The sequence below is a fragment of the Hyunsoonleella sp. J2K-J805 genome (assembly GCF_057167125.1).
The window spans coordinates 342,662-367,404 of record NZ_CM169901.1 but is presented as its reverse complement, the minus strand read 5'-3'; the positions used below and the strand labels follow the sequence as shown (position 1 = coordinate 367,404).

24 protein-coding genes are annotated in these 24,743 nt (G+C 32.1%); 21 read left to right on the top strand and 3 right to left on the bottom strand.

Features of this window, described 5'->3' with window-relative positions; genetic code table 11:
* From AC1B0Z_RS01605 to AC1B0Z_RS01590, 4 genes are all read left to right on the top strand, one after another.
* Complete coding sequence (locus AC1B0Z_RS01605) at window positions 1–2,274, top strand: N-6 DNA methylase (protein WP_483793803.1); 2,274 nt, start codon at window positions 1–3, stop codon at window positions 2,272–2,274.
* Window positions 2,275–2,281: 7 nt separating this feature from the next.
* A complete protein-coding gene (locus AC1B0Z_RS01600) occupies window positions 2,282–3,619 on the top strand; it encodes a restriction endonuclease subunit S (protein ID WP_483793801.1) in 1,338 nt (445 codons plus the stop codon).
* Complete coding sequence (locus tag AC1B0Z_RS01595; RefSeq protein WP_483793800.1) at window positions 3,619–5,307, top strand: ATP-dependent nuclease; 1,689 nt, start codon at window positions 3,619–3,621, stop codon at window positions 5,305–5,307. Before AC1B0Z_RS01600 ends, AC1B0Z_RS01595 begins: the two co-directional genes overlap by 1 nt.
* A gap of 269 nt (window positions 5,308–5,576) precedes the next feature.
* Window positions 5,577–6,302, top strand: coding sequence for a hypothetical protein (locus tag AC1B0Z_RS01590; protein WP_483793791.1), 726 nt, complete (start codon window positions 5,577–5,579; stop codon window positions 6,300–6,302).
* 152 nt (window positions 6,303–6,454) lie between these two features.
* Here the strand turns inward: AC1B0Z_RS01590 and AC1B0Z_RS01585 are convergent, their stop codons facing one another.
* A complete protein-coding gene (locus AC1B0Z_RS01585; RefSeq protein WP_483793798.1) occupies window positions 6,455–6,904 on the bottom strand; it encodes a hypothetical protein in 450 nt (149 codons plus the stop codon).
* 233 nt (window positions 6,905–7,137) lie between these two features.
* Between AC1B0Z_RS01585 and AC1B0Z_RS01580 the strand changes: the two genes are divergently transcribed.
* The 4 genes from AC1B0Z_RS01580 (at window position 7,138) to AC1B0Z_RS01565 (ending at window position 11,154) form a co-directional block, all read left to right on the top strand.
* The gene (locus tag AC1B0Z_RS01580; protein WP_483793797.1) at window positions 7,138–8,157 is read left to right on the top strand and encodes a hypothetical protein; all 1,020 of its coding nucleotides are present in this window, start codon (window positions 7,138–7,140) and stop codon (window positions 8,155–8,157) included.
* A gap of 188 nt (window positions 8,158–8,345) precedes the next feature.
* A complete protein-coding gene (locus AC1B0Z_RS01575) occupies window positions 8,346–8,681 on the top strand; it encodes a hypothetical protein (protein ID WP_483793796.1) in 336 nt (111 codons plus the stop codon).
* Between the two features lie 900 nt (window positions 8,682–9,581).
* Complete coding sequence (locus tag AC1B0Z_RS01570; protein WP_483793755.1) at window positions 9,582–10,277, top strand: gamma-glutamylcyclotransferase family protein; 696 nt, start codon at window positions 9,582–9,584, stop codon at window positions 10,275–10,277.
* Between the two features lie 145 nt (window positions 10,278–10,422).
* Window positions 10,423–11,154: a phospholipase D family protein gene (locus AC1B0Z_RS01565; RefSeq protein WP_483793795.1), complete on the top strand. Its 732-nt coding sequence runs from the start codon at window positions 10,423–10,425 to the stop codon at window positions 11,152–11,154.
* Between the two features lie 112 nt (window positions 11,155–11,266).
* Here the strand turns inward: AC1B0Z_RS01565 and AC1B0Z_RS01560 are convergent, their stop codons facing one another.
* Complete coding sequence (locus tag AC1B0Z_RS01560) at window positions 11,267–12,826, bottom strand: IS1182 family transposase (protein ID WP_483792090.1); 1,560 nt, start codon at window positions 12,824–12,826, stop codon at window positions 11,267–11,269.
* Between the two features lie 195 nt (window positions 12,827–13,021).
* On the opposite strand from AC1B0Z_RS01560, the gene AC1B0Z_RS01555 reads away from it, so the two are divergent.
* Window positions 13,022–13,567: a hypothetical protein gene (locus tag AC1B0Z_RS01555; protein ID WP_483793794.1), complete on the top strand. Its 546-nt coding sequence runs from the start codon at window positions 13,022–13,024 to the stop codon at window positions 13,565–13,567.
* Between the two features lie 110 nt (window positions 13,568–13,677).
* Here AC1B0Z_RS01555 and AC1B0Z_RS01550 read toward each other — a convergent pair whose 3' ends face one another.
* Window positions 13,678–15,237 (bottom strand): IS1182 family transposase, encoded by a 1,560-nt coding sequence (locus AC1B0Z_RS01550; protein WP_483792090.1) that lies wholly within the window; start codon window positions 15,235–15,237, stop codon window positions 13,678–13,680.
* A 276-nt stretch (window positions 15,238–15,513) separates the two neighbouring features.
* Between AC1B0Z_RS01550 and AC1B0Z_RS01545 the strand changes: the two genes are divergently transcribed.
* From AC1B0Z_RS01545 to AC1B0Z_RS01490, 12 genes are all read left to right on the top strand, one after another.
* Window positions 15,514–15,855, top strand: coding sequence for a type II toxin-antitoxin system RelE/ParE family toxin (locus tag AC1B0Z_RS01545; RefSeq protein WP_279450110.1), 342 nt, complete (start codon window positions 15,514–15,516; stop codon window positions 15,853–15,855).
* Complete coding sequence (locus AC1B0Z_RS01540; RefSeq protein ID WP_483793793.1) at window positions 15,842–16,144, top strand: helix-turn-helix domain-containing protein; 303 nt, start codon at window positions 15,842–15,844, stop codon at window positions 16,142–16,144. Before AC1B0Z_RS01545 ends, AC1B0Z_RS01540 begins: the two co-directional genes overlap by 14 nt.
* Before the next feature lie 157 nt (window positions 16,145–16,301).
* Complete coding sequence (locus AC1B0Z_RS01535) at window positions 16,302–17,027, top strand: hypothetical protein (protein ID WP_483793791.1); 726 nt, start codon at window positions 16,302–16,304, stop codon at window positions 17,025–17,027.
* A 134-nt stretch (window positions 17,028–17,161) separates the two neighbouring features.
* Window positions 17,162–17,599 carry a hypothetical protein gene (locus tag AC1B0Z_RS01530; RefSeq protein ID WP_298346699.1) on the top strand — a complete coding sequence of 146 codons (438 nt, stop codon included), beginning with the start codon at window positions 17,162–17,164 and terminating at the stop codon, window positions 17,597–17,599.
* A gap of 273 nt (window positions 17,600–17,872) precedes the next feature.
* The gene (locus AC1B0Z_RS01525) at window positions 17,873–18,832 is read left to right on the top strand and encodes an ABC transporter substrate-binding protein (protein ID WP_483793790.1); all 960 of its coding nucleotides are present in this window, start codon (window positions 17,873–17,875) and stop codon (window positions 18,830–18,832) included.
* A gap of 4 nt (window positions 18,833–18,836) precedes the next feature.
* A complete protein-coding gene (locus AC1B0Z_RS01520; protein ID WP_483793788.1) occupies window positions 18,837–19,592 on the top strand; it encodes an ATP-binding cassette domain-containing protein in 756 nt (251 codons plus the stop codon).
* Complete coding sequence (locus AC1B0Z_RS01515) at window positions 19,579–20,367, top strand: ABC transporter permease (RefSeq protein WP_483793786.1); 789 nt, start codon at window positions 19,579–19,581, stop codon at window positions 20,365–20,367. Before AC1B0Z_RS01520 ends, AC1B0Z_RS01515 begins: the two co-directional genes overlap by 14 nt.
* Window positions 20,357–21,592, top strand: coding sequence for a hypothetical protein (locus AC1B0Z_RS01510; protein ID WP_483793785.1), 1,236 nt, complete (start codon window positions 20,357–20,359; stop codon window positions 21,590–21,592). Before AC1B0Z_RS01515 ends, AC1B0Z_RS01510 begins: the two co-directional genes overlap by 11 nt.
* Complete coding sequence (locus AC1B0Z_RS01505; RefSeq protein ID WP_483793783.1) at window positions 21,589–22,110, top strand: cysteine hydrolase family protein; 522 nt, start codon at window positions 21,589–21,591, stop codon at window positions 22,108–22,110. Before AC1B0Z_RS01510 ends, AC1B0Z_RS01505 begins: the two co-directional genes overlap by 4 nt.
* Window positions 22,111–22,585: 475 nt before the next feature.
* On the top strand, window positions 22,586–22,876 hold the full coding sequence (locus AC1B0Z_RS01500) for a helix-turn-helix domain-containing protein (RefSeq protein ID WP_483793782.1): 291 nt from the start codon (window positions 22,586–22,588) through the stop codon (window positions 22,874–22,876).
* A gap of 3 nt (window positions 22,877–22,879) precedes the next feature.
* Complete coding sequence (locus AC1B0Z_RS01495; protein ID WP_483793780.1) at window positions 22,880–23,938, top strand: DNA methyltransferase; 1,059 nt, start codon at window positions 22,880–22,882, stop codon at window positions 23,936–23,938.
* Window positions 23,931–24,743, top strand: coding sequence for a DNA-methyltransferase (locus AC1B0Z_RS01490; protein WP_483793778.1), 813 nt, complete (start codon window positions 23,931–23,933; stop codon window positions 24,741–24,743). The genes AC1B0Z_RS01495 and AC1B0Z_RS01490 overlap by 8 nt, the downstream gene beginning before the upstream one ends.

Sequence of the window (24,743 nt, the reverse complement as noted above, 5' to 3'; positions counted from 1 at the left end):
ATGAAAATAGAAGTTCAATCAAAAGGAAATCAAATTTTTGCACCACTTAAAGACAAGTGGTTAATACAAACACCAGAAGAGTTAGTAAGACAAGAATATATAAAAAGGCTTGTAAATGATTATGGGTTTTCTTTAGAGCAAATGGCTCAAGAAATACAAGTTAACAATTCTCAAAGAGGACAAGGAAGAGCGAGTGCAGATATTGTAATTTGGAAAAATAAAAAAGACAGACAAGAATCAATTAGTCCAGTAATTGTTGTTGAATGTAAAGCAGAACACATAACTGTAAGAGAAGAAGATTACTTTCAAGGTTATAATTATGCTTCTTGGGCTGGAGCTGATTTTTTTGTTACAACCAATTTAAAAGAAACAAGAATCTTTAAAGTTGTAAAAGGAAAAATCCCAAAAAGGCTTGAAGAAATTATTGATATTCCAGATGCTTCAAGTATTCAAAGTGAAAAGAAAATTGATGAAATTTTAAAGCAAACAAAAGCTTTTACTAGAGATGAGTTTTCTAAACTACTTTTTAATTGCCATAACATCATTAGAAATAATGACAAGCTATCACCAGAAGCAGCTTTTGACGAAATTTCCAAAATCCTATTTATCAAAATCAGATACGAACGCACAAATTCTGGAAGTCAAATTTTTTCAAAAAAACAATTTTTATCTGACAAAGAAGCTTACGATAGACATAAATCAAAAGATAGCAGACCATTTTACCAGCAACTTTTTGAAAGCACAAAAGAAGACTTCAAAAATGATGACCTTTTTGCAGAAAACGAAACCGTAAAAATCAGAGAAAATAGTTTTGAAGCAATCGTAGAAAAGCTTGAAAAATATAATCTTTCAACAACTTCTGATGACGTTAAAGGAATTGCATTTGAGCAATTTTTAGGCAGAACATTTAGAGGAGAACTTGGTCAATTTTTTACACCTAGAACTGTTGTAGATTTTATGGTTGAGGTCTTAGACCCACAAGAAGGAGAGGTGCTTTGCGACCCTTGTTGCGGTTCGGGTGGTTTTCTAATCAAAGCCTTTGAATATGTACGTGCAAAAATTGAAGATGAGATTCAGGAGCAGAAAGAAAAAATAAAAGCAAAATACTTTGATGAAAATTACGAGAAACTCACTGACAAGAAAAAAGAAGAGGTTGAAGAAAAAGTAAACGAACTATTCAATTATCTAAATCAAGAATTAGATATTAATAATGAAAAGAGTCGTTTACGTGTACTTTCTTATGACTGTATTTTTGGAACAGATGCAAATCCAAGAATGAGCAGAACAGCCAAAATGAATATGATAATGCACGGAGATGGTCACGGAGGTGTTCATCATAATGACGGATTATTAAATGTCAATGGCATTTTCGAAAATCGCTTTGATGTTATTTTAACCAATCCGCCTTTTGGTGCAAGAATTGAGAAAAGTTTAAAAATTACGGAATCTGATAAATATACAGACGAAGTAAGAATTGCCGAATATAAAAAGCGTTATGGAAAAGCATACGAAACAGCTTTAAAACAAATAAATGATAATATTGGTGAGCCACTTTTAGGTTTATATAAAACTGGTAAAATGAGTTCTTTAACAGAAGTTCTCTTTATTGAAAGATGCCTTAACTTATTAAAGCCAGGTGGTAGAATGGGAATTGTTTTACCAGAAGGAGTTTTAAATAACAGTAATCTTCAAAAAATCAGAGAATTTGTAGAAAGCAAAGCCAAATTAATTCTAATTACTTCTATTCCACAAGATGTATTTATTGCTAGTGGTGCAACTGTCAAACCAAGTCTATTATTCTTTAAAAAATTTACTGAAGAAGAAGGTAAAAACTGGAAAGCTGTTACTGTAAAAGCAAAAAAAGAAATAGAAGCTAAATATGCAGACGAACTCAAACCTCTCAAAGAAAAACTTGTATTAAAAGGAAAAGACGCACCTACAACAGCAGAAAAGAAAGAAATTCGCAAACAGTTAAAAGAACTGAATGAAAAAATTGAATCTGAAATTAAGGCTCAAATCAAAAAAGAATTTGATTATGAAATTCCAATTGCTGAAGTAGAAAAAGCAGGAATAAGCACAACAGGTGCTCAAATTGAAAACGAGCTAAAACCATTAGCAGAAGAGTTTACTACCTATAGAATAGACAATCAATTATGGCAGAAAAAATTTGATTTTATAGAATATGAAATAGACGAAAGCAATAATTTTTATCGTATTCCTTTTGCAGGTAATCCTGCAATAGCTAAAGAACCAGAAGTGTTTTATGGAAAATAGTATGACAATGATACATAAAATACCATTTTCTGAATTAAACATTTGGGACGTAAAAAGCTTTTTTCATCAAGCAGATGTTTTTAGTGAGAAACATCCATTGGTGCTGTTTGGAGAGTTTTTAACAAAGCCACAAATTGAAAAAATTAAAATTGAAGATTCTGGTGAATATAAAATTTTAGGTGCTCGTTCCTATGGGAAAGGTGTTTTTGTAAACCGAATAGTAAAAGGTTCTACTTTAAAGATGAGAACCTACCAGCAGGCTAAAGAAAATCATTTGTTTTGGTGTAAAGTTGATACTAAAAATGGAGCTTTTGGAATTATAACACCAGAATTGGCAGATGGTGTCGGTTCATCCAATATGACATTTGCAAAAATTGAAACGAATAAAGCAAATCCAGAATATGTACAATTACTTTTTGCAAGCAAAAAAGTTAATGAGTATATGGATGGTTATGTCTCTGGTACAACAAATCGAAAGTATATTAAACCTGACCAATTAAGAAACGAAATTAAAATTCCTCTTCCTATTTTAAATGAGCAGAATAGAATTGTTGACAACTATAATAAAAAAATAAATCTAGCATTTAGTCAAGAAGAAAAAGCTAATCAATTAGAACAAGATATAGAACAATATCTTTCAGATATTTTGGGTTTAAAACCACTTGAAGAAAAAGAATATAAAAAAGGCTTGCAATTTATCAACCTTAAGAATCTTGACAGATGGGATGTTTTAGCAAAAGACTTACGGGTTTTAAATGGTTTAAATACGTCTAAATATGATTTAAAAAAGATAGGTAATGTATTTCGTTTTCCTTCTAAATCTTGGAAAAAGAAAGATTACCAAGCAAATACATTTAGATATATTGAATTAGGTGCTATTGATGAAAACTTCGGTGTAACAAAAGTTAAAGTAATTGAGGTTAATGAAGCACCAAGTAGAGCAACACAACAAGTAAGTAAAGGTGATTTAATTATAGGTACTACTAGGCCTTACCTAAAACGTTTTGCAATAGTTGAGGAAGAAAATGATAATGATATTTGCTCTTCAGGTTTCTCTGTAATAGAACCAAGTTCGAGTTATGACCTAAACTATTTAAAAGAATTTTTGATGTCTTTTTATGGCATTGAACAATTAAAAAGTAGAATGACTGGTGGTACTTATCCTGCAATTACAAATTCAGAATTAAAAGAAATTTTAATTCCTTTTCCCAGTCCTACTATTCAAAAAGAAATAGGTAGCCATATAAAAGCCCTAAAACAAGAAATACAAGAATTAAAAACCAAATCAGAACAAAACAAAAGTCTTGCAATTGAAGAATTCGAGAAAGAAATATTTAAAAGTTAATGAGATTAGTTCAACTACATATTCAAACTAGGTTTAAAAACATTGAGAACTTAAAGATAGACTTTAGAGCAAAAGAAGGCTTAACTGTACTAATTGGAAATAATGGTAGCGGTAAGAGTAATATTCTTGAAGCGTTGAGTAGTATTTTTGCTGGACTTTATGACCAAACTTTTAATCCAAGTTTTCGTTATTTCTTGATTTACGAAATAAATGGAAATGAAATTAAAATTGTATACAATAACTTAACCCAAGCTTATGAATTAAAAGCAAACAATGTTGTAGATAACATTAAACCAGAACATTTGCCATCACAAGTTGTAGCAAGTTATAGTGGCGAAGAAACCAGATTATGGGAAACATATTATTGGCCTTTTTATCAAAAATATATTCAAGCGATAAAAGGTGCTACTTTGCCAAATCAAGATTTAATTTTCATTAATAAATATTATTGGAATATTGCCTTACTGACATTCTACTTTTACGATTTTGAAGCATTTACAGATATTAAAAAATTCTGTGAAACTGATTTAGGTATTACGCAGGTAAATAACATCAAATTTGACTTTGACACACAAAAAATAGGCACATTTCAATTAAATCCTGTTGTAAACTTTGTGCAGCAAATTAACCCAAACAATGATGCAACACTAACTTTAACTCTTGACGAATTAAAGCAAAGACTTGGTTATATATCTAACGAGATTGATTTTTTTAATTATCTCACAGCAGCTTCAATGCCAAAAGATGATAAACTTATAACAAATATTGAATTCAACTTTAACAATAACTTAAACGCTTCTTGCTTTAGCGAAGGAGAAAAAAAACTAATTCTTGTAAAACTAATTCTTGAAGTCATTGGAGACGAAAATTCATTGATTCTACTTGATGAACCTGATTCTCATATACATATTTCACGTAAAGAAGATTTGCAAAAACTATTAAACAATTATGCAAGTCGTGAAAACATCTTAACAACTCATTCACCTACTCTAACTCATTGTTTTGATAATAAGCATATAATTATGCTAAACAGAAATGCCAATAATGATGCAGAAATTGAAGAACAAGAAAAGCAAGAAATTGTAAATAAACTAACTAATGGAATTTGGTCTTATCAAGAACAAAATATATTCTTGAACACACAAAAAGATATTCTTTTAGTAGAAGGACCATCAGACGAAACATTTATTACAGAAGCACTTAAAGTTCTTAAAACCTCTGAACCTAGATATGCAGATTTAGATTTTGCTTTTATGCCTTGTGGTGGAGCAGCTGGTGTGGAATTAATGTTAGGAAAGTTTGCACCTAAACCCAATCAAACCATAATTGCATTTTTTGATAGAGACCAAGCAGGAGTTGATGGAATTAATAAAATTTTCAGAAGAAATAGGAACAACAAATACAATACGAGCAATTTTACACACAGAATAAAGAATGATATTTGGGTGAGCTTTTTTCCTGTAAGAACTCATTTTAGAGGCTCGAACTTTAATGTTGAGGATTATTTTAGCAAAAAATTATTGAATAAATATGTGTTTCAGAATTTTAGAGGACTAGATTCAATAAGTTCTAAAGACAACGTGAAAAGGAAACTGGAATCGGAATGTAGAAATGGAAATATACCTGATAATGAATTTAGATTCTTTAAAAAATTATTTGACGAAATATTGATTATTAAAAACAAATAAAGCCGAAGCAATGTTCAAGCACATTTGCCTTTTTTTCGTGCCTCAAAAAGTCAAAAGAGCTTTCACACCAACGCTCACGTTTGAATTGAAAGAAACACCTAAAAAACAAGCTGAATAGAAAAAGCCAGTGTACAACAATGTATAAAAATAATAGCGGTTTAATCGCTAAAACGAAAGTAAATAAATATAAAAAAGGTCTATGCTAAACTGAAAAGTTAGGGTTTTAAAATCCGCTACTATTCTTATACTAGACCGTTGGCAAACATTTGATGAAATATATAGTCTATAAAAATAATATTGATAAAGGAGGAGGTTCTTGTTCATTCGAATCTGAATTAACAGTTTACTTAAACTCTTTTATTCAAAAGTTTAATCATAGATATAACAAAAACATAGGTTTCTTTTCAGAAGAAACACTTGAAGGAGAGAATTTAATTATAGCCAAAAATATAATTGAATCTGAACTAACTGACCTAATCGAAAACTATCATATTGATGCGGACCAAAACGGATTTGGAAGAAGTGCTCTTAAGGTAGAAATATTGGGAAAAGAAAGAATTTTAGACCATTTCAGTTGTAAGCTTGACCAAATTATTTACTCACTCAATAGTTTACTCAGTTTTTTAAATCGGTCTATAGAAAATAGTGGACAAGTAGAAATCTACGGACTTGGACATATTGATGTATTGGATTGTAATCTAATTTGGGAACTGAAAAGAATAATAAGAGAAACTGGAAATTGTACAGTAAATGAATTAACGAAGGAGATTGAATATATTTTCCATATTGATGGAATAATTAAGCGAAACCCTAATGTAATAAACGAACGCCTGAAAAAATTGAATAAGCATAATTACTTAATAATTTCAGATAATATGATTGAAGTAACGAAAAAGGGTAAGGTGGTAGATGTTTGGACAAACTATATTGAAAAAACCGTAACCATCGAGAAAGAAGAATTAAAAAAACGATTTGCCAACAATGGCTATAAGTAATTGCTTGTTCTCGCCTACTTCTGAAAATCCTCGCGGATTTTCAGTTTGGTGTGTACTTGCAAAGTTAAGTGCTAACCCACGCAACTACTCATAGCCGAGACCGTTGGCAACAATAATTTTTAAAAACCGCCACTTACTCAAGCGGATAAAAATTATTGATTTTTAAGAACGTCTTCAACATTGCTATTTGGGTTAATGTATATTTTTTTAAGAGGTTTTTCGTCTACATAAAATTTAGGTATATAAACGTAAGGAGAGTAATTACTTCCTTTTGGCTCTGTTAATTCGTATGATTCTTTTAAGTGAATAAATAAAGAGCTGTAATCTTTAAATTTATCTTCACCTTGTTTTTCGCTTTTTATCTCGCTAATATAAGAGGCTAACCAGTTAAATACAGCAAAGTAGCTATCAACATCAATAGTTAAAAAACCTCTAACTATTATGTTAGGTATATTTTCAGCTAAATGACATATTAAAGTCCATTCTAAACCCCATTCTTCAAAATTATTTGGTTCGCCTTCATTTTTTACATCGGTTAAAAAAGAATACAATAGTATTTGTTGGTCTGTTGTTAGTTTAATTGAAGTGTTTTCTAATTTCATTATTTTAGTTTTTATGCCCTCGTTCCTCATGCAGGCGGTTTTTAAAAATTACATTTGCCAACACTGTATATATAAAATTGCTGGGCTTGTGTTTAATCGATGGTCGTTGCTTGTTTTGTTACTTCTGAATTTCGTGCCGAAATTCCTCGCTCACAAAACAGCAACTTTCCATATACAAGGCACGTTGGCAATAATTTGAGAAAAACTAAACGCTACAAATTGAAATTTTAAATATGAAGGAAGATAATGATATGCATCAAGCATTATTCGGAAAATTGAATATGAGCAAAATTGCAAAGCAGTTTTCAGAAGCCAATCTTAATAACTTCAATATAACAGCAATTAGTGGAGTAACGAACATTGCGAAGATAATTTCTCAACAAAATAAAGCATTCGAAAAAGCAAGTAATATTGCTGGAATGAATTTTTATAACCAAAACTTCAACAAAGTACTTTCAGCTCAATCTGCTTCTCTTGCAGGTTTAAGTCAATCATTAAAAAATATTGCTGAAATTAATAAGCCTTTGTCAAAACAACTATCTGAAATAGCTTCGAATCAAGTATTATTTTCCAATAACATTTCTAATATTGCTAAATCGATAAATATTACTCACTTAAATAAATTTAATGGTATTGATATCGCAATTCAAGGAATTTCAAATAGTTATTTAAAAAGTATCTCTCAAACGAAAAACTGGAATGAGCTACTTGTGGCTGAACAGGTTTCAGAAGTTATGTCAGCGACTACAACTGAATTTATTACTAACGAAACAGAAGGAATAACAAAAGAAGATTTAGAAAAATTGCAAGCTTCAATAATTAGTGAACTTGAAGTTTTACTTGAAAAAAGCACATCTGAAAAAGCATTGAATTTTATTTTTAGAGTAATAGTTGTCATTACCTTTCTAATGAACCTTTATCGTTTTAATCAAGATGCTGAAAACTCATCTTCAAATATTGATAAAATATTTCCCGAAACAAAAAAGGAAATTGAAGAAACTAAAATTAATCTGACTAAAGATTTTGAGAAAATTCTTGGTCAATTAAATGAACAAAGAATAGCAAAAACTGATGTGCATTTAAGATATTCCAATAAGATTAGAACAAATATTATAGGAGTTGTAAAAAAAGGACAATTAGTATCAGTTATTGAAATTAAACATAAATACTTATTGATTTCATACATTGACAATATTACTAAAGAACCTAAATCTGGGTTTGTGAAAAAAAAGTATTTTGTGAGAATAAAATAAAAAACTATTGCCAACAATGTGTATAATTCATTGCTAGTTATAGCCTACTTACGAAAGTCCTCGCGGACTTTCTATCTGTGATTTATTTGCTAAATTTAGTGCTTAAACACGCAACGAAATCATACACCAGACCGTTGCCATTCATTGCGGAACGCACTCTGAATCGAAAAATCTGAATTCAAAAAATAATGAAAACAAAGAAAGAAAATTATCCTATTTACTCGATAGTTCTTTTAGTTTTTGGATGGTTATATTTTTTCATCATTAGTTACTTAAATGAAGTCGATTTTCAAGAGCAATTTATAGATGGAATCTTAATTCCTTTTGCAAGATTAGGGAAATATGACACGATTTGGTTTAAATTAATTGCTGTCGGATTTGGAATTATTAGTCTATACTTTAGTTTAAAAAGTAAACCGTTGATTCAAAAAAAGTTAAGATTTTTTTTAATTTTATTGTCAGTACTATTAATAATTATGAGCATTATTGCTTTTCCGAATTTAATATTCCATTTTTTTATTTAAAAACTGAACAGTATCTGGAATTTAGCAAGTTGCGGAATTACTCACTCAATCGGAATTGAAAAATATTGCGGAATAAAACGCTGTCTGAATTCACTCAAACGCTGAAAATAGGAAAACGGAAATTAGCCGAATAATTAAAAATCTGAAAAAACAACGAAATGGCAACAACGTGTATAATTAATTGCTTTGGTCGTTGCCTACTTGGAAAATTCCTTCGGAATTTTCTCGCGTTCGTTTTTGTTTACTAAATTAGTTGCTGAAACACGCAACTAACCATACACAAACACGTTAGCAACAAGTTGACCAGACCAATGAAAATCGTGCTAACTTTCAAGTTTTTTGATTCTTAAAAAAGGAAAAATGAAATTCTGAATTGAAAAAACAACTCGGAATTTCACTCAAGCGGAATTGAAAATTGTTGCGGAAGATTACGTTGAATTTCGGCTTACCCAAAGTCAGTTTTCGCATCGAAAATGTAGCTTTCCAAAAGTCTCTGCTGAATATTGGAATCGCTAAACTTTAAGACTGAACGTTGTGAAAAGGGATTTTCCCAGCTTCTGTTTTTTAACAACGAAAATTTAGATTTCCAAAGGTTTGTGCTGAATATTGAAATGGCAAAACGTTCGAAAAAAAAGCGGAATGATAATCGAAATTTTTTTTGAGATTTTAAGGAAAAAGAAAAATAACGGAATCGAAAAACACATTGGAATATTACTCGTGCGGAAAGAATAAAACCAGTTGCTAACAAAGTATAAAATTAATTGCTTGGTTCTAGCTGACTTGGAAAATTCCTGCGGAATTTTCTCGCGTTCGTTCCATTTTTGCTAAATTAGTTGCTTAAACAACGCAACTAATCTTATACATAAACGTTAGCCTGCATTAAAACCAACACATAAAAAAATGAAATTAAATCAAGCATACGTTCTATTAATACTCATAACAGTTTTGTTTGGATGTAATAAAAATTTAGAAAAACAAATTATCAATATTGAAAAAGGTAAAATTGGAATGGTAGGTTATGGCTCTTTAATGTCAAAAAAAAGTATGGAAAGAACCCTAAAGAGAACCTATCAAGATTCTGTTTATCTCGTTCATCTTGAAGGCTACCAAAGGTCTTGGAATGCCTCTAGATCAGTAAAAAATCCTGAAAAAGATTTATTCTATGCACGAGATAAAGATACCATTCAAATACATAATACTATAGCATTGAATATAATAGAATCAGATAACGAAAAGATAAATTGTGTATTGTTCTTCATCACACCAGAAGAATTAGCTCAATTTGACATACGTGAAAAAGGTTATAACAGAATAGACGTAACTGATAAAATAAATGAATATGAGTTTATAGGAGGAGAAGTATACGTCTACAAAGCAGATAAGGAGCATACTTATAGTTATAATCTAAAAGAAAATACCGTTTTACCAAAAGGATATTTTGAATTAGTAACAAAGGCTTGTGACAGCATCGGTGTTGAATTTAGACAAGAATTTGAATCATCAACAAAACACCTAGATAAAGTTACTGTATTACCATATAGTGCTGTTTTTTGGGTAGAAAAAGAAAAAACGCAGGCTAACACCGTGTATAATTAATTGCTTGGTCACTGCCGACTTACGAACATTCCTGCGGAATATTCTATCTGTGATTTATTTGCTAAATTAGGTGCTTAACCACGCAACTAACCATACACAATTCCGTTGTAAACAATTTAAGAAAACCGAAAAACTGAAATAAAAAATGGCAAAATTTTTAAACACGACAGGTGTTTCATATCATTTAGAAGAATTAATTAAAACAACAAAAGACCGTCTAATTTTAATAAGTCCATATCTGCAATTTCATAAAAGAGTAAAAGACCATTTGGAAAATCTGAACATTCAAAAAAGAGACATTCGAATTATTTACCGAGAAAATAAACTGCAAGTTGAGGAAAGTAATTGGTTGGAAAGTCAAATCGGAATTCGGACAAGTCTTTGCAATTCTCTTCACGCAAAATGCTATCTGAACGAAAACGAAGCGATAGTAACTTCAATGAATTTATATTCCTTTTCGCAACAAAATAATGACGAAATGGGAATTCACGTTACGAAAGAAAATGATGCGGATTTATATAATGATATCTATGACGAAGTTCAAAGACTTTTGACCATCAGCGAAGAAATACGAGTTTCTGTTAAAAAAGTAGATAAGGAAATTGAAAAGAAATCCGAAAAGACTGTTGAGAAAGTTCAAGAAAATATGGACTTATCAAATTCAAAACTCTTGACAACAAAAGAATTGTCTCAATTAACTGGATTGAGTAGCCGAAAAGTTAATAGTTGGTTTACCGACAATAAACTGATGTATAAAAAAGAGGAAGACTGGATAACTACAAAAAAAGGAAAAGAACTTGGCGGAATTGAAAAAGCTGGTCAATATGGCAAATTTGTAATATGGCCAGAAGGTATTGCAAAACACATAACCGAATAAAAAAACTGTTTACAACAATGGTAACCGTTGCACAACCCCCTAACAAAACTCCGAATAATTTATAAGCCACTGATTTAAAGCCTGTTTTGATTTTGCGCGTTCTGATTTTTATCTAAAATACGGGTTGCTTAAAACCAATAATATAGCGTCTTATTTGGCGATTTATACTACTTACTAAAACACCTACAACTCCTGCTATACTTTTGGGGCTGGTTTTAATATATTTTAAATATTTCTTTAAATTATATGCTACTGCTGATAGGTGCATGCATTTGTTGGCCTGTTCTAATCCTAAAGTATTTACTTTTCGCATGCCTAAAAACTGAGTGAGCGTTCCAAAAACAGGCTCTACCGTGCTTTGCCGCTTGCCTTTCATATAACGCCCTTTTTTACTGTTCACCCGGGCTATGTTACGCTCGTATTCCGGTCGGTAATAGGTAATGGTGAACTTCTTCTCTTGTGCCGATTTTCCTAAGCACGCACTGCGCAGGGGGCAGTCTATGCAAACCTTCTTTGACGCTCGATATTCCTTCTTTTTTGTGCTATTCTTCTTCTCATAAAATACCTTGGTAAATGGAATTATTTTTCCTTGTGGACAGATATAACAGTCTTCTTGTTCGTTATAAACAAAATCATCAGGACCACCTTTATATGTGCCATGTGGCGGAATGTAACTCTCAATATTTTGGCGTTCCAAAAACGCATAGTTCTCGCCGCTACTATAGCCCGTATCGGCTACACAGGTATCCATCTTCAAGCCAGATTGCCATAAACGCCTTTGAACCCTAATGACAATGTCCGATAATTGCTGACTGTCCTTACCGTCTGCATGGTACGCCTTAATATCGCTTATAACATGGTGTGCCGTATCTACAGTAAGTTGGCTTTGGTAATTTAGCTTTCTTGCTTTGCCTGGTTTTACACTGATTCTCGCATCGGGGTCGGTAGGGCTGTAATGCGTTTTGTTACTCGTGTAACGACTCCCTTTATTGCCCGATCCTGGACGATGGTTCTGTTCGGTGGACCATTTTTTGTTTCTACTGCGTAGCGCCTGTAGCTCTGATGAACTGGCTGATAGTGTTTGTTGTGATTGGGCTGCCTTATTGGTCTTGGAGCGCCTGATGACAGCTTCTTTATCTCTATGACTAATGTGGCGCACCTGCAGTAAGTGGGAGGCCAAATCTTCTTCCGGTACTTTCAGCTCCAGACTGTCCATGGAAGCATTGGCCTTTACAGGGGCAGAATCTATAACCTGCGTATGACCGCTGACCATACCGCCTGAAACACAAAGCTTAAAAACATGTGCAAAGAGATGCTCAAAAACCGATGCTGGATAAAGTTGGCGGGTTCTACTTATAGTCGAGTGCCAAGGTAGTTCTTCATCGATATCATAGCCTAAAAAGTATAGGATATCTAATCGCATACTACAATGAGAAACTAGCTTGTGGTCGCTGATAATGTTCTCCAGATAGCCCACCAAACATAGCTTAAAAAATACAACGGGGTCCAAACTCTTTTGTCCGCATCTACCATAATAAATCTCAGTCGCTTTGCGGAGAAAATCTAAATCTAAAATACCCGATAATCTGCGGTAAAAATTGTCTTTGGGAATCCGACTGCTCAACTGGAAAGTGTTGAACAGTTTTTCTTGATAAATCTTGTTGCCTTGCATATGTTAATATACGAAATTTCTGTATATTTAACAAGGCGTTGTGCAACAGGCACAATGTGTATAATTCATTGCTAGTTATAGCCTACTTACGAAAGTCCTCGCGGACTTTCTATCTGTAATTTATTTGCTAACTTTAGTTCTGAAACACGCAACGAAATCATACACAAAACCGTTGTGCTTAATTAAACGAACGAAATGAAAATCATAAAATTAATAGGAATAATTGCCTTAACAATTAACTTGAATGCTTGTGGTCAAACGCCAGAAAACAAGACTGAAACCGCTAAAGGTTGGAAATCTATAACAGGAAACAATTATTCAATTGAATACCCTAACAGTTGGGAACTAAACAAATCTGGTCAAATGGGAACAAGCTTTATTTTATTTAGCCCACTTTCTTTTGAAAAAGACCAATTTAAAGAAAATGTCAATCTAATGATTCAAGATTTAACAGGACATAATTTAGACCTCGATAAATATGTTGAAATTTCGGAAGGTCAAATAAAAACCATGATAACTGATGGGAAAATTTTAGAAAATAAAAGAATAACAACAGATAATCTGAATTATCAAAAAGTTATTTACACAGGAAAACAAGGAATATTTAATCTGAAATTTGAACAGTACTATTGGGTGATTGATAATAATGCATATATCCTCACGTTGACTTGTGAACAAAGTCAGTTTGACGATTACCAAGAAACAGGTGAAAAAATTCTAAACAGTTTTAAAATTAAATAAAAACTAAGCACAACAATGGTAACCGTTGCACAACCCCCTAACAAAACTCCGAATAATTTATAAGCCACTGATTTAAAGCCTGTTTTGATTTTGCGCGTTCTGATTTTTATCTAAAATACGGGTTGCTTAAAACCAATAATATAGCGTCTTATTTGGCGATTTATACTACTTACTAAAACACCTACAACTCCTGCTATACTTTTGGGGCTGGTTTTAATATATTTTAAATATTTCTTTAAATTATATGCTACTGCTGATAGGTGCATGCATTTGTTGGCCTGTTCTAATCCTAAAGTATTTACTTTTCGCATGCCTAAAAACTGAGTGAGCGTTCCAAAAACAGGCTCTACCGTGCTTTGCCGCTTGCCTTTCATATAACGCCCTTTTTTACTGTTCACCCGGGCTATGTTACGCTCGTATTCCGGTCGGTAATAGGTAATGGTGAACTTCTTCTCTTGTGCCGATTTTCCTAAGCACGCACTGCGCAGGGGGCAGTCTATGCAAACCTTCTTTGACGCTCGATATTCCTTCTTTTTTGTGCTATTCTTCTTCTCATAAAATACCTTGGTAAATGGAATTATTTTTCCTTGTGGACAGATATAACAGTCTTCTTGTTCGTTATAAACAAAATCATCAGGACCACCTTTATATGTGCCATGTGGCGGAATGTAACTCTCAATATTTTGGCGTTCCAAAAACGCATAGTTCTCGCCGCTACTATAGCCCGTATCGGCTACACAGGTATCCATCTTCAAGCCAGATTGCCATAAACGCCTTTGAACCCTAATGACAATGTCCGATAATTGCTGACTGTCCTTACCGTCTGCATGGTACGCCTTAATATCGCTTATAACATGGTGTGCCGTATCTACAGTAAGTTGGCTTTGGTAATTTAGCTTTCTTGCTTTGCCTGGTTTTACACTGATTCTCGCATCGGGGTCGGTAGGGCTGTAATGCGTTTTGTTACTCGTGTAACGACTCCCTTTATTGCCCGATCCTGGACGATGGTTCTGTTCGGTGGACCATTTTTTGTTTCTACTGCGTAGCGCCTGTAGCTCTGATGAACTGGCTGATAGTGTTTGTTGTGATTGGGCTGCCTTATTGGTCTTGGAGCGCCTGATGACAGCTTCTTTATCTCTATGACTAATGTGGCGCACCTGCAGTAAGTGGGAGGCCAAATCTTCTTCCGGTACTTTCAGCTCCAGACTGTCCATGGAAGCATTGGCCTTTACAGGGGCAGAATCTATAACCTGCGTATGACCGCTGACCATACCGCCTGAAACACAAAGCTTAAAAACATGTGCAAAGAGATGCTCAAAAACCGATGCTGGATAAAGTTGGCGGGTTCTACTTATAGTCGAGTGCCAAGGTAGTTCTTCATCGATATCATAGCCTAAAAAGTATAGGATATCTAATCGCATACTACAATGAGAAACTAGCTTGTGGTCGCTGATAATGTTCTCCAGATAGCCCACCAAACATAGCTTAAAAAATACAACGGGGTCCAAACTCTTTTGTCCGCATCTACCATAATAAATCTCAGTCGCTTTGCGGAGAAAATCTAAATCTAAAATACCCGATAATCTGCGGTAAAAATTGTCTTTGGGAATCCGACTGCTCAACTGGAAAGTGTTGAACAGTTTTTCTTGATAAATCTTGTTGCCTTGCATATGTTAATATACGAAATTTCTGTATATTTAACAAGGCGTTGTGCAACAGGCACATTGGCTATAAGTAATTGCTCGTTCTCGCCTACTTTGGAAATTCCGTTGGAATTTCCAACTTGGTGTGTACTTGCAAAGTTAAGTGCTAACCCACGCAACTACTCATAGCCGAGACCGTTGCCTGTAATACGTGAAAATCCGTTTTCCAAATTAAAAACAGTTTTAAATTTTGAATTTGTTACCTTTTTAGGTAACTTTGTTTTGAATTTAACGACTAATTAATTGAGCGAGTTTAAAAGAGAAATAGGATTTTACGAAAACCACTTTAAGGACTTCTATTTAAAACAGTCGCTCGTTGTTCGCAAGAAAATAGATTGGACTCTTTTACTTTTGAGAAATACTCGAATTGTTCCAGAGAAATTTCTAAAAAATCTTACGAATACTGACGGACTTTGGGAAGTGCGAATTTCAGCAGGAAATGGAATATTTCGAATTTTCTGCTTTTTCGACAAAGGGAATTTGATAATCCTATTGAGCGGATTTCAAAAGAAAACGCAAAAAACACCAAAGAAAGAAATTAAAAAAGCGGAACGATTAAAAAAGGAATATTATGAAAACAGATAAAAGAATTACATCCTTTGATGACCATTTAGACGAACAGTATGGGAAAATTGGGACTGAATCCCGTGATAAATTCCAAGAAGAATTTGAGACATTCAGAATTGGAGTTTTAATTCAAGAGGCAAGAAAAAAGCAACAATTAACGCAACAACAGCTTGCCGAAAAAGTTGGAACAACTAAGAACTATATTTCTCGAATTGAGAATAATGCGAGTGATATCAGACTGTCGACTTTGATGCGGATAATTCGAGAAGGATTAGGCGGAAGCCTGAAATTATCAATGGATATTTAAGAATCGTAAAAGTACTACAGGCAACAATGGCTATAAACAATTGCTATTACAGGCATATCCTGAAAATTCCTGCGGAATTTTCAGCTTATCGTGTACTTGCAAAAGTCCGTGTTAAACCACGCAACTGTTCATAGCCTGAACCGTTGGCAAACATTTGATGAAATATATAGTCTATAAAAATAATATTGATAAAGGAGGAGGTTCTTGTTCATTCGAATCTGAATTAACAGTTTACTTAAACTCTTTTATTCAAAAGTTTAATCATAGATATAACAAAAACATAGGTTTCTTTTCAGAAGAAACACTTGAAGGAGAGAATTTAATTATAGCCAAAAATATAATTGAATCTGAACTAACTGACCTAATCGAAAACTATCATATTGATGCGGACCAAAACGGATTTGGAAGAAGTGCTCTTAAGGTAGAAATATTGGGAAAAGAAAGAATTTTAGACCATTTCAGTTGTAAGCTTGACCAAATTATTTACTCACTCAATAGTTTACTCAGTTTTTTAAATCGGTCTATAGAAAATAGTGGACAAGTAGAAATCTACGGACTTGGACATATTGATGTATTGGATTGTAATCTAATTTGGGAACTGAAAAGAATAATAAGAGAAACTGGAAATTGTACAGTAAATGAATTAACGAAGGAGATTGAATATATTTTCCATATTGATGGAATAATTAAGCGAAACCCTAATGTAATAAACGAACGCCTGAAAAAATTGAATAAGCATAATTACTTAATAATTTCAGATAATATGATTGAAGTAACGAAAAAGGGTAAGGTGGTAGATGTTTGGACAAACTATATTGAAAAAACCGTAACCATCGAGAAAGAAGAATTAAAAAAACGATTTGCCAACAATGGCTATAAGTAATTGCTTGTTCTCGCCTACTTCTGAAAATCCTCGCGGATTTTCAGTTTGGTGTGTACTTGCAAAGTTAAGTGCTAACCCACGCAACTACTCATAGCCGAGACCGTTGGCAATAATTTGAGAAAACCGAAATCTTAATGAACTTTTACGAATTAATTTATCTGAATATTTATTTATCACTTTCAAGAACGAACAAATCTATTCCTGAATGGTCAACTTTGTTTTGTCTTTCTATTATATTTTTTTTCAATTTGCTTTCTACATTGCGCTTGTTGAATATTGACATAAAAGGGATTGAAAAAAATCTATTTTATGTTATTCTTGGTGGAATTTTTGGAATTCACTACTTATATTTTCAAATGGGAAATCGGATTATAAAAAAAATAACGGACTTAAAACCAAAACTAAATCTGATAAGCAGAATTTTGACAATATTTTATCTTTTCGGAACTATTTCTTTATTTTGCTATTTAGGGAACGTTGGACTTAATAATTCTCTGATTTTGATAATTGGATTAGGCGCAATGGTTATTTTCAGCCAAGTTTTTGGAAAAAAAAACAAACAATTTGAATAAAAAAACTATTGCCAACACCGTATATAAAAAATTGCTGGTGTTGTGCTAAAACAAAGGTCGTTGCACGTTTGCTACGTCTGATTTTCCTTCGGAAAATCCTCGCACGCAAACCCGCAACTTTCCATATACATAAACGTTACCTGCAAGCTGAAAAGCCAACGCGCATAAGGTACATTTGGGTTTTGCCAACGCACGATAAACCAACGCTAAAAAAACCCAAAAGAACCTTATCTTGCAAACACAAGTTGAATTGAACCAAAAAGAAGTAAAATTATGAAACGAATAACATTAATAATTCTTATCGGACTAACTCTTTTTTCTGCCTGTAAAAACAATCAGAAAAAAGAAAATGGAAAAGCAAAAGAAAAAGTAACTGTTGGTTATCTTAATATGGTATCAAGCCTAACCCACTTTGTAGCTTTAGAAAATGGATACTACTCAGAACAAAATCTTGAAGTAAATGGAAATCCTATCAAAACTAGTAATCTTATTGCTCAAGAACTAGTGGCTGGACATATTGATGTGGGAATTGAACTAGCAATAACACCAGCCTTAAAACAACTTGAACAATCATCTAACTCAATCAAAATTTTTTCTACAAGTAATATTACTACCGAGAATGGCTTTGATGCAATTGTTGTTAAACAAAATTCATCAATTCAAAACCTTCAAGATTTAGCAGGTAAAAAAGTTGGTGGTTTTCCTGGAACAACTGCCAAAGTTTCATTTCTTCAATTATTTAAAGAAAAATTTCCTGAACTAGAACAACCAGAGTTTATACAATTAACACCAAATCTACATATTCAATCATTAATAACTGAGGATATCGATGCTTTGTTTGCTTACGAACCAGTATTGAGTACAGGAATCGTCAATCATAAATTTAAAAAAATATTCCCTTCTGTTTATGGAACACAATTCACACCAAATCCAATAGGTGTTGGTGCTGTTAATCAAAAATGGCTAGAAAAAAATCCTAAAACTGCAGAAGCATTTTTTAAAGCTATTGACAAAGCAATTCAATTTATTGAAGATAATCCAGTAAAAGCCAAAAATATATTGGCTAAAGCTACAAACATTGACTCTACAATTGCTCAAAATATGAATACCTTACCTCTTTCCAAATCTACAGAGATTGACTTATTGAATTTGGACAAGTATTTATCACTACTAAAAGAATTGAATGAAATATCTATTGTTCCTAAAGCTTCTTCAATATGTATAAAACAGTAATAAAATGGATATTTCAATAAAAAACATATCCTTCAAATATGACAATGGAAATTCTAAAGTCCTTGAAAATGTCAATCTTGAAATTAAAGAAAGAGAAACAATAGCAATCTTGGGGAAAAGTGGCTCTGGTAAATCGACATTATTGAATATTATATCGGATTTCAGTAATCCATTAACAGGAGATATAGAATTAAATGAAATAACATTAAAAGATATTTCTTATATACGTCAGTCTGCAATTGAAATGTTATTTCCTTGGAAAAACGTTAAAGAAAATGTTGATTTTGCTTTAACTGAAAGAAAGCAATATACAGAAGTAAATAAAAAAAGAAATCTAGAACTATTAAAAATTTTAAACCTTTCAGATAAGAAAAAACAATACCCAAATGAATTATCTGGTGGCGAAAAAAAACGCCTTTCTTTTGCCTGTGGTTTGAGTTACTCACCAAAATTAATACTTCTTGATGAAGCATTTTCTGGTATAGATTTTTCTCTAAAATGGGAATTGTGGACTTTTCTAAGGGCTGAAATTGAGAAACTAAACGCTAGAGCCATAATTATTACTCACGATTTTGATGAAGCATTATTACTGGCAGATAAGGTTTATTTTCTAAATCCCAACAAAGAGATTGATAACACAGTAATTAATACAAAAGGGATGAATAGACGAGATATAGCAACAACACTATCATCAAGTGATTTTAATAAATTGAAAATTGAAACGCTAAAAGCTTACAACAAAATTAATGAAGCAGTCTAAGAAAAATAACGTCAAGTCAGTTTTATTAGGGATAGTATTTCTTCCTATTTTACTAGCATTGTTTTTTGCAGTTTTAAGGTTTTTTAGCCCGAATACAATAAAATTCCCAACTGTTATTGAAATTTATCAAGATTTCACATCTTCATTAGTTGATACAGTAGTTCTCAATGCACTACTATCTACTGCTAAATATGTATTAATTAGTATTATCACATCCATAGTAATTGGAGTGTCCCTAAGCTTTATTCTTAATCTTAACAAAAAAATATGGTCTGCAGTAGAGCCAACCATAGACTTTTTAAGGTCTGTACCAATTACTTTTTTTATACCTGCATTTGCTGTAATTCTTGGGATTTCCTCACCTAATATTATCTGGATATTAGCAGTTATCCCGAGTGTATTAATAATTATAGTAAATGTTGCATCTGGAATCAAAGAACTTGAAAAAACAGATAAGCAAAATAGGCTTCATCAATACCAATTGCTCTCTGGAAAGAAAAGTAAATGGCAATCATTCATAAAAGTAAAAATTTATGAAATACTTCCACATTTTATGAGTGGATTTAAAGTCGCTTTATCATATTCAATCGTAATTGTAACAGTCTTGGAATATATGCAAATGGGAAACGAAATTGGTCTAGGTAGATTAGTATATGACGAAATGGAACAATTGAATTATGATAGGGTCTATTCAATAATTATTATAGTCGGGTTGATTGGTTATTTACTCAATCTTCTTCTCGACAAATTAATATCTAAAAAATATGGGAGATAGAGAAGAAAAAATTAAATGGTGGAAAGAGAACAAAAGTATATTCTTTTCAATAGCAGGATTATTTCTTACAGTTACAATAACTAGTATATTTTTTATAACTAATAATCCAGAAGGATTTTTAGCTAAAAATTTTATAGTCTTATTATTATTTTGGATTTTATTTCTATTATTTGTTTTATTTATCTTTACTGGAAAGCACGTATCTTATTATGTGGCCCCTCAACATAATTCAAAATCTCGTATTGCAATACTTCTTCCATTATCTTGTCCTGATGGTTATGAAAATGAGGATTTAAAATTAATGATTGAAGGTTTTGGCGAAGGGATAAGAGATTTTGCATCAAGAAAACACGATGAACTTTCTGAAACTTATGAAATAGTATTAATTGATAATAAAGTATACAACTCAGCAATAGAGAAAGTTAAAGAAGAGTTGAAATTTGGCACAAAGTACTTTATTAGTACATTAAGCAAGTTTTCATTAAAGTTTAGCGAAGACTTCAAAAAAATTAACCATAATGCAATTTTAATTAATACGATAAGTGGCTCATCACTAATAAAAGAAGAGACTAATACGATTTATAACTTCTATCCAACTTCAAAGTATGAAATAGCCGAATTATTAAATGATGCTCTTAATAATAAATTTCAAAAACCATTTATTTACTGCTTTGCCTCTAAATTTACAGAAGAGTGCAGAGATATGTTTATTGACAATTGGAACAAGAAGAACACAGATGAATATGAAATAAACGAAGAGGAAAATTCTTTTACATTCGCTAATAGTTCAGACATACAATATAGTCATCCAAAGTTTTATAATGATACTGTTAAAAACACAGACTCTCTATTTATTTTTGGATATGGCAGTTCCTTTTATGATATACTAAAAGAGCTAAGAACTAATTATGAAGATGTCAAATCAAAAGCAATTTATACAATATCTACATTTAAATATCGTGATTGGAAAGATGAAGAAAAGAAAATACTTAGTGATTTAAATATTACTACTATTCGACCTTGCTTACACAATGAAGAATTTTCAATTGAGCAAGATGTTGTTGAGTATTTTGCTGAACAAACATTAGATAGGCTACTAAATACATTAGAGCTAATGAATTCGAAAACTTGGATGAAATTTGACAAGGCTTGGAATAAATCAAAGCAAAGAAAACTTGAGCTAATAGGTGGAAAGAATATTAAGGTAAAAGCTGTTAAACTGTGAAAGTTCTAATCATAATAGATATGCTTAATGGGTTTTGTAGAAAAGGAAATCCACTTAGCTTAAATGAACCTACATATGAAATTGAGAAAGAAATTGAATCAAGGATAAATTCATATCAAAAAAATGGGGATAAATATTTTTTCATTTGCGATTCTCATTCATTAAACGACCCTGAAATTAACAATCCATATCCACCACATTGCATACAAGATACTAATGAAGCCGAAATCATTGATACACTTGTTAATTACACCAATAAGAAAAATACTTTGACTAAAAACACTTTAAGTATAACGTATAATACTAAACTAATTGAAAAACTAGAAGGACTAAAACCGACAGAATTAGAAATAACTGGAGTATGCACTGACATTTGCGTATTGTTTGCGGTTTATGAATTAAAAATTCGAGGTTATAAAGTAATCGTAAATTCTAAAGGTATTTTACCTTTGAAATCTGAAAATCAACAATTCTTTCTAAGTTATATGGAAGAATCATTAGGTGCGGAAATTGAATAATGGAAGCCAGCGCTTAAAGCCATACACATTTACAGTCGCATCATCCAAACTTCACCAAAACTGTAAAAGAGTATGACTTTGCCAACGCTAGCAAGTTTACGGAATAAAGCCAGCAGGTAACAATGTATATAAAAAATAGGGCAAAAAGTGCTTAATCGAAAGGTCTGTGCGTATTTGCCAAGTCGCCAAATTTTTAAATTTGTATAATTAAAAAGAGAAAAGATAATTAACAAAATTTAAAAATTCGGCTTTAGCTTAATCCGAAAAGTATCGCATACAACTGCCCTACTTTTCATATACTAGCCCGTTGTGTTTCATGCTAACCCACCGCATATTTTAGCACTTTCGGTTTTTGCCAACACTCAATTCCATCGCTCTAAAAACCAAAAGAGCTAAAATTTCCCACCACACGAATTGAATTTCAAAATAAATTATTTACATTTGACCAATAATAGACAAGTCTAAATTTGGTAAAATGACACTTGGACAGAAAATCAAGGAATTGCGAGAATCAAATGGAATGTTTCAAAGGCAACTTGCTTCAATACTTGAAATCGGAGATGGTTTTTTAAGTAAAGTCGAAAGCGACCAAAAACCTTTAAAACGTGAACACCTGAAAACTTTAAGTGAGACCTTCAATTGTTCATTCTCGGAGTTAGAAGCTTTGTGGATTGGTTCAAAGGTTTATGATATAGTTAAGGACGAAAAAGAAGGAATGAATGCCCTCAAAGTTGCAGAAGAACAAATGAAATACGAGAAGAAGTAATTGATGAAATACCAACTATATAAAAAAGAAAGAAAAGAAGTTGTTCCTGTTGAGGAGGCTAATCAGAATAAACTTGCAAAAACTAAACTGAACGAGATTTTTGAAAATCGAGTTGCGTTGAGAATACCCAACAGATTTATTGAGGATTGGGACAAAGTTGCTCTATTTCATTCAAAAGGAGATGTTGAAAAAGCCAATGCAATTCTATTTCCAAACGAGAAATCAGCTTTTGCACTAAATAATGGCTTAAATGATTTGACAGCAAAAGAATGGTTACCTGAAACTATAACGGTTTTCAGTCAAAAAGGATTAGGAGCTGGAAATAAAGATGCACAAATAGAAAAACAACATCCTGCACCTTTTTCTTTTCAAGATGTTGGCAGACTTATTCAATTCTTTTCTAAAGAAAATGATAAAGTTCTGGACCCATTTTCTGGTGTAGCCTCAACAGTAAAGGCTTGTGCTTTCAACAATAGAATTGGTTACGGAATTGAATTAAATCCTAAATACCACGATTTAGGATTACAACGGATTGAATTAGAAGTTCCTGACGATTTTCCATTTAAAACCAAGCAAAACTTAATAAACGGAAACAGTCAAAAGGAAATTAAAAAATTCAAAAAAAACGAGATTGATTTTATTGCAACGAGTCCACCATATTGGAACATTTTAGAAACTGTTGACCATAAAGGAAAAGAGAGAATTGACAATGATTTAGACCATAAGTACAGCGAAAACAATGAGGATTTAGCAAATATTGAGGATTATGATAAATTCCTTTCTACACTCGCAAAGTTTTTCAACGACTGTTCAAGACCGTTAAAGGCTGGAAAATATATGTGTGTAATTGTAAGCGATTTTAGAAAAAAAGAAAAATACTACACCTTTCACGCTGATTTAGCCAATGCGTTGGAGAAAAAAGGAAATTTTGTGCTAAAAGGGATTAAAATATTATATCAAAGGCACAAAAGCATTTATCCTTACGGTTACCCTTTTTCATTCGTTCCAAATATGCACCATCAAAATGTTTTAATATTCCAAAATATCAAGAAAGATGATTGAGACCAACAAAATACATTATGGAGACTGTATAAAGCAAATGCAGAAATTAGACAACGATTCAATTGATTTAATCATAGCTGACCCACCCTACAATTTAAACAAGAATTTTGGGAATTCATCTGACAATTGGAATGATGTCGAAGAATGGATAAAATGGTCAAAAAAATGGCTTGATGTTGCAATTACAAAATTAAAACCAACTGGTTCAATTTTCATTTATGGAATCCACCATTATTTATGTCATCTTCACGTTTATCTATACCAAAAAGACTTAAAATACAGAAGGCAAATAATTTGGCATTATGAAAACAGTTTTTCAGGTTATAAAAATTCCCCTTCGGCAAATTATGAACCGATACTTTGGTTTTCGAAAACTGATAATTATACATATCATCAAATAAGAGAACCATATAAAAGTAAAGAAAGATTAAAAAACAAAATAACCAAAAACGGTAAAGTTTGGACACCTCACCCTGATGGTAAACACGCTGGAGATGTTTGGAATATTCCTGTTTTAGCAGGCAAAAGATTTGCAAACGAGAAGGTCGACCATCCAACCCAAAAACCGTTAGCAATTTGTGATAGAATAATCAAACACTTCTCAAACGAAAATGATTTAGTTCTTGTTCCTTTTGGTGGTTCAGGAAGCGAATGCGTTAGTGCAATAAAAAACAACAGAAATTTTATTGCCTTTGAGAAAAACAGAGATTACATTAAAATCGCAAATAACAGATTGAAAGAATTGAATGTCAACAATCAGATGGCGATAGAAATTAATACTAATGGTATATTAGCAGAAATTTAA